Source organism: Pseudomonas sp. FSL R10-0399, from assembly GCF_009600165.1.
In the GTDB taxonomy this organism is placed as follows: domain Bacteria; phylum Pseudomonadota; class Gammaproteobacteria; order Pseudomonadales; family Pseudomonadaceae; genus Aquipseudomonas; species Aquipseudomonas helleri.
In genome coordinates this window covers 42,729-48,728 of record NZ_WIWK01000035.1, presented here as the reverse complement: position 1 = coordinate 48,728, position 6,000 = coordinate 42,729, and the positions used below count along the sequence as shown (strand labels likewise).

Sequence of the window (6,000 nt, the reverse complement as noted above, 5' to 3'; positions counted from 1 at the left end):
CCTTTCTTTCCGAGACCAATCAGGCCGTTGGCCGCAAAGACGGAATACTCGATGGCGGCGACCTTCTCCCCGACCGGACTGCAGACGAAGGGACCGCGGTACCCACCCTGCAGGCTGGAGGGGTCGAGATTGATCACACTGTTGACGCTTTCCAGATAGCTGAACCCAGGCCAATCCGCATCAACGGCACCGGCGGAGGTCAGACGCTCGACCTCAATAATGGAACTACCGGAGGCCGTGATGCGGTACCGCAACCCTCTAGGACCAATGCAGGCCAAGCCAGTGCCCAGCGCAAGGCCATTCGCAGGCGCTCCGCCGTCATAGTTCAGGGTCATCTCTGCGGGCTGCTCAGGCGACCCGCTGGTTGGCGCAGTGCCGGTGCTGCTGACTGGACTGCTGCCGAAAAGAGTCGCGTCCGTCGATGTCAGCGGCAGACCGGTAAAAGCGGACGTTTCCGTGATCAGCAGTCGGCCCAGCGAGGCGCTGGCAATGAATGGCGCAGCGCCCTTGGCAGCGTTGAACGCCGACACCAGACCGGCAAGATCGGTTGTCGCAGTGTTCAGGATGACCGGGTATGCCGTTCCGCCTCGGCTGACGGTGAGCGACAACTGCGTCACATCAAAGTCGTAGCGCGACGGAGCACTGGATCCCCGCAGCGTTGAAGCCGTACCTGCGCCGGGCGGTATTGCAGGCGCATAGGGCGTGTAGCTGTTGACGATGTACAGCCCGCCGTTGGCACCCACGACCTCGATCGGCATGCCGACTTCAGGATTGAGCATCTCCAGAGGGCCTTGGACGATGTCACGCCCCGCCCCTCCATCGATGACCGTGTATTCGTAGTAAGCCAGCGCACGAACCACCAAGCCGCTGACCCAATCCGCAGGGAACGCGCCCGCTCCCGCAGGGATAGAGATGGTTTCGCCATTGAACTGGTAAGCCGAAGCCCGTGCCGATGGGCTGATACTGTTCGAAACCGTCAACTGCAGGCCAGCCGATCCGCTCGAACTCGCTCCCACTTCTGCCACGTTGTACCAGAGCATCGATGCGGTATCGCCCGACACATCCGCACCGGGCGGATAGATCGTCACGCGCGCATCGGCACCCAGCGAAATCAGTGGAGTTTCACCCACCTTGATCTTGCTGATAGGGATATCCAGATCGCCCGCCGAGACGTACAGCAGCATCTCGATCCACTGCTCCCGTGGAGAAACAAACCAGGTGCGTGGTTCAGCCAGGTAGGACGGGTATACCTTTTGGTGGCCAGCGATCTGGCGAATGGTGTCGCCCAGCTTGACCTTGTTGCCCTTGGCGCTGGCCTCGGTCAGGGGGCTGCCCTGCACAGTAGAGTTCGAAGGCATGCCGGGCATCTTCGGCACCATCATCTTCATCACTGCTTTTGCGCCTGCGAACAGGGCGTAAGTGATGCTGAAGGGGTCAGTGCCCTTGGGCTCGCGATAGATTTCGACATGATCAGACGGCTTGAAAACCACCTTGTGCCAGCGCTTCGCTTCAATCAGTTCGTCATTCAGCACAATGCTGATCGGAGGCGACTCCATCCGCTGGTAGCTGGGCGACTGCTCGATCAGCCACTGCTCCAGCGTCATGCGCCGATCAGTCGTGTACATGACCATCGGCGCCGAGCCGGCCATCTTGTTCGGGAAAAATTCGATCACGGTAGAAGACCACCCTTGGAAAGTCAGTTTCAAACTCACGGACGGTGCGCAGTCGTACACCGCCTGGGTTGGTGTCCAGCACCTTGAGCCTGCCATCAGCCTCGACCACCACGCCGACATGCAGGCACAGCGCGCCACGGAACACCGCCGCAATGGCGCCGACCTCTGGAGGGCACGTTTCCATGCCCTGCTTGAGGCCGTGGTAAGCGTGGGTGTTCTCGCGTAGCCGGTCCTTGCCTACAGCGCCCAGGCTGGGCAGCAGAGGCAGGCCCAGTAGCTGATGGCGAACCGCGATGCACAGCCCCCAACAATCGAAGGCAATAGGTCCCCGGCCGCCATCCCGGTAAGGGGCGGATAAGTAGTGTTTAAGCATGGTTAGATGTACTTCAGGCCAGGTGCGACCAATGTGGTGAGCTTGTCTCGCGGGAACCCAATGTTCAGCAGGTCAAAGAACCCGCAGGAGAACTTGGCGGTGTTGTCGGCGTACTCTCGATCCAGCACCGTGAGGTGGTAAATCGATGTTGGATAACTCAGATCGCTCAGCAGGTATTCGCGGTGAGTGATGTAAATCCGTTTCCCAGCAAGCCGGTACTCCTCGACGACCTTCTGCACGTTGCCCAGAGTGTTATCAATTTCGATGTTCAAGCTTTGGTATCCGCTGCCGTCACTCTTGGGCAGCGCATCCCCCATCGCCACACCCGGGAAGGTCAGCTCCCTGCCGTCCTCGGTACCGCACGTCCAGTCATCGAAGCCCTGAGAAAACAGCAGTGTGGCGCTCTCTCCTTCTGCCCGGACTTCGACGGTCTTGATGATCATGTCTCCGCCAGAGGCGTAGCACTGTTCGATTGGGGTCATGGATCACCTTTTAGCCAGGGCTTCGCTTGAGCCCGTAAACAGACTCGAACGTATCTGACGCTTCGTTACCGCCCGCACGGATCTGCGCAGCAAACAGGTTCAGGGATTCCGAGCCGTCTGAGTTTCTCCCGCGCTCTACCTGCCCGGCTTTGCTTGGGTTTTCGATGAGATTTACGGTCAGGCCTTTATCGGCAGGCGCCCGACTGGGAGCCGGGGCAGCAGAGGTGTTTCCCCTGCCAGCTCCGATTATCGTAGGCCGACCGTTGCTCATCGCTTCCAAGGTGCCAACACCAATGCGAGCCGTAGCCTCTGCATCGAACACGTATTCGCCACGGTGAACCGGCCCGGCAATTTCGTCTTTAGGGCCAAAACCTGTAAAGCCGCCTTCCTCGAATCCAGCGCCGGCCATGGCGGTCATACCGACAGCCGCAGCAAGTGGGCCTGTCACAGCCATGGCCGCAGCCATCGCACCAGGTGCGGCGAAAGGACCAACGATAGGGATTGCAGCGGTTGATGCGAATGCGGCCAAACCAGCTTGGAGAGACATGGCTGAAGCGTTGGCAGCCATCGTTCCGGCTGCGCTCACTTGAGTGGTTTTACCAACCAACATCTGAACACCTTGGTAGATCAACCACTGAGCCGCCATGTCAGCCAAAGCCTGGAGCATCGACTTTGCGAAGTTGGTGACCATATCGCCCAAGGCATCACCTGCGCTTTGGGCGCCAGTGGCAACATCGTAAAAGAAAGTCCCGAGTCCACTAGTTGCAGTGCCCAACGCTTCAGAGGTCAGGTCCGCAGCCTGCTGGGAATAGTTGCGTGCAGCGTCGGCATAGTTCGACCAAGCCTCGTTCACGCCATTCATCCAGTTGGTTTGCTGCTCATCGGTGGCGGTGTAGAAGTCCTGCTGTGCCTGGAGCCGTTTGGCCAGCTCTTCTTGCAGCACCGCCGTTTCGCTCTGGTAGAGCTCGGGCATGATTTGCCCGGTGTTGCGCTGCTCGTTAAGGCTGGCAATGTCAGCCGCATACTTTTGCCGAAGAGCCAGATCAGCCTTCATTCTGTCCCGGGCCTTATCGCCCATGCCTGCGCCAGCCAACTCCTGATCGAAGCCATCCTTCATGGTTTGGGTGCCAACACCCTGGGCGTTTTTGAATGCCTCCAGCTTCAAGGCGTCTTCATTGGCTTTCTTCAACGCATTCAGGGTGTCCAGCTCGGCAGCCATACCCTGTAGCTTTTTCTTCTGCGCCTCAGTCAGCTTTCCGAGCTTGCCCTCCTGCAACTCAAACGAAAGCTTCATCACCTCAGTGGCGTCTTTCGTTTTGTCGCCCGTGGTATTGATCAGCTCGATCTGACGTTTGTAGCCTTCCTCGGTAGATTCAAACGATTTCAGTTGCTGCTTGGCTGCAGAGTCTGATCCAGTCGCGTTCTTCTGCCTGGCTTTTGCAGCTGCTTCATCTGCTGCTTTCTGCGCATCCTTGGCGGCCGCGACCCTGCGGATGTCTGCAATCATTTCATCGGACAGCAGCTTGTTATCGCTAATGAACCGATTTGCGGCCTGTAATGCAGTTTTGTCTTGAGCTGATGCAAGCTGCTTATTCAGCTGGTCAAGGTACTTCTGCCCATCTTGAGCTGCCTTCGCTTTGGCTGCAGCGTTTTCTAACTCAGCCCGGGTGTTGTCATCGGTCGTAGCGGTAAGGCGGGTGAGTACTTCTCGCTGCGAATCTAATGCAGTACTTAGATCTGTAACCTTTTCCTGATTTTTTTCAATGGCACTGGCCATCGCCTCGGTCACGCCAGGAATGGTGCGAAGCTTATCGGCTACAGCCTGCCAATCCACGGTCATCCCTGACGCTTGAGCCTGTGAGGCCCTGCGCACCAAATCAAACGCAGCTTGAACAGAGGCAGGAAGAGGTGTCAGTCCAGCCATAAGGCCGTCAGCGCCCGCTGCGCCCATGCCTCTGAAGTCACTTTCAAATTTATCAGCGATGGAGCTAGACATCTGATTAAGCTCAGACTGCATGCCATCTATTTCAGCTTTAAGTTCCCTCAGTGTCACTGACTGCGTAGCCCTATTAAGCTTCGCAAATCTCTCAGCAATTTTGTCGATGGGATCGGCTAGATCACCTAGCCTCTTCTCAAGCAGACCGGTATTGTCGCGCAGAAGAAGGAATGCCGTGGCCGCGCCAATTGCCAGAGCAGCAACACCTAGAGGCCCCCCGAGGATTCCGAGCAAGCCAGCCGAGGCACTACTTAACCCGGCATGAGCAGCAGTAACCGCAGCTGTTGCACGAGCTTCAACCATGCGTGCTGCAGCAAGCTGCAATGACATTTCCGTCTGAACAGCTGTACCCCGGGCGGCAATTGCTTCTCGCTGTGCAAGCGCTACAGAGGTCTGAGCTTTTTGCAGCTCAGCCTGTGAAGCGAGCAAAACCGCCGTGGCCTGTGCTTTACGAGCGGCAACGTCCCGGTAAGCAGAGTAAGTAGCTGTTGCCGCAGCACTTGCTGCGGTTGCCGCGTATCGGGTAAGTGCCGCGATGGCTGTAACAATGGCAATGTCTGCAAGGGTTTCAAAATTATCGCCAAGCGTGGCAATACCGCTTCCAAGAACGCCGGTGAAGTCTGAAGTTTCGTTCAGGCGTCCGATGTAGACGGTGAAAGAGTTCGACAGATTTTGCATCGCGTCACGCACCGCGACACCCATGCTATCTGCCAGCTCGCCGTTGGCAGCGGCCGATTGCTGCAGGCCTTCAGTAAGCAGGTCCAGGCTAAGTTTGCCCTGCGCGCCCAGGCCGCTGATTTCTTCTGAAGCCTTACCGGTGGACTCGCCGATGGTGTCAACAACCGTTGGCATCGCAGCCAGAATCGCTTGCCAACCATCCGCTTCAACCTTGCCGGTCTGTAGCGCTTTTGAGTAAGCATCAATGGCAGAGCTGGCTTTATCTGCTGACGCAGAGTTGGTAACCAGCAGGAAGCTGAAACTGTCCATAACGTCCAGCGCCTGGCTGGTGTTATAGCCCATAGACTTCAAGCTGCCCGAGGTTCGGATGTAGAGCTCTTGGGCTTCGGCCAAGGGCCGGTAGGTTCGCTTGGCTGTCTCCAGTAAGCGATCCTGAACCAAGTTGTACTCGCCCACACTACCGGTTGCCATTCCAATGCGATCGGACATCTGGCCATAGGCGTCAGCGGTCTCGATGATTTTGCCAATCGAAGCGGCGCCGACTGCTGCTGCCAGTGCACTCTTAATCAAGCCGGTGGCATGTTGGGCGCGGTCACCGGCCCGGTCGAAAGCGTTGTCGACCCGACTAAGGCTTCGGTCAATGCGGTCAGACGCCTGCCCTACGCTAGAATCCGCCCGCGCCAATTCCTGACGCAGCTGAGCTGTGGTCGCCTCGATGCGAACAAGCATCCCCTGAACGTCAGTGCCTGCCATGCTTTTCTCCAAGCAATAAAAAACCCGACAGTGGCCGGGCTCAGT

Annotated in this window: 3 protein-coding genes and 1 pseudogene; all 4 read right to left on the bottom strand. The window is 57.9% G+C overall.

Features of this window, described 5'->3' with window-relative positions; translation table 11 throughout:
• Positions 1-1,673 (bottom strand): annotated as a pseudogene (locus GHO41_RS12780) (phage tail protein); the annotation flags it as partial.
• The gene (locus GHO41_RS12775; protein WP_153433757.1) at positions 1,612-2,046 is read right to left on the bottom strand and encodes a hypothetical protein; all 435 of its coding nucleotides are present in this window, start codon (positions 2,044-2,046) and stop codon (positions 1,612-1,614) included. The gene GHO41_RS12775 and the pseudogene GHO41_RS12780, both read right to left, overlap by 62 nt.
• A 2-nt stretch (positions 2,047-2,048) precedes the next feature.
• Positions 2,049-2,528: a DUF1833 family protein gene (locus GHO41_RS12770; protein WP_095021095.1), complete on the bottom strand. Its 480-nt coding sequence runs from the start codon at positions 2,526-2,528 to the stop codon at positions 2,049-2,051.
• Positions 2,529-2,538: 10 nt separating this feature from the next.
• Positions 2,539-5,955, bottom strand: coding sequence for a tape measure protein (locus GHO41_RS12765; protein WP_153433756.1), 3,417 nt, complete (start codon positions 5,953-5,955; stop codon positions 2,539-2,541).
• Positions 5,956-6,000: the final 45 nt, after the last annotated feature.

Bases quoted from the DNA above. Each gene is read 5' to 3' on its own strand.
- GHO41_RS12775 (WP_153433757.1), bottom strand. From the start codon at position 2,046: ATGCTTAAACACTACTTATCCGCCCCTTACCGGGATGGCGGCCGGGGA.
- GHO41_RS12770 (WP_095021095.1), bottom strand. From the start codon at position 2,528: ATGACCCCAATCGAACAGTGCTACGCCTCTGGCGGAGACATGATCATC.
- GHO41_RS12765 (WP_153433756.1), bottom strand. From the start codon at position 5,955: ATGGCAGGCACTGACGTTCAGGGGATGCTTGTTCGCATCGAGGCGACC.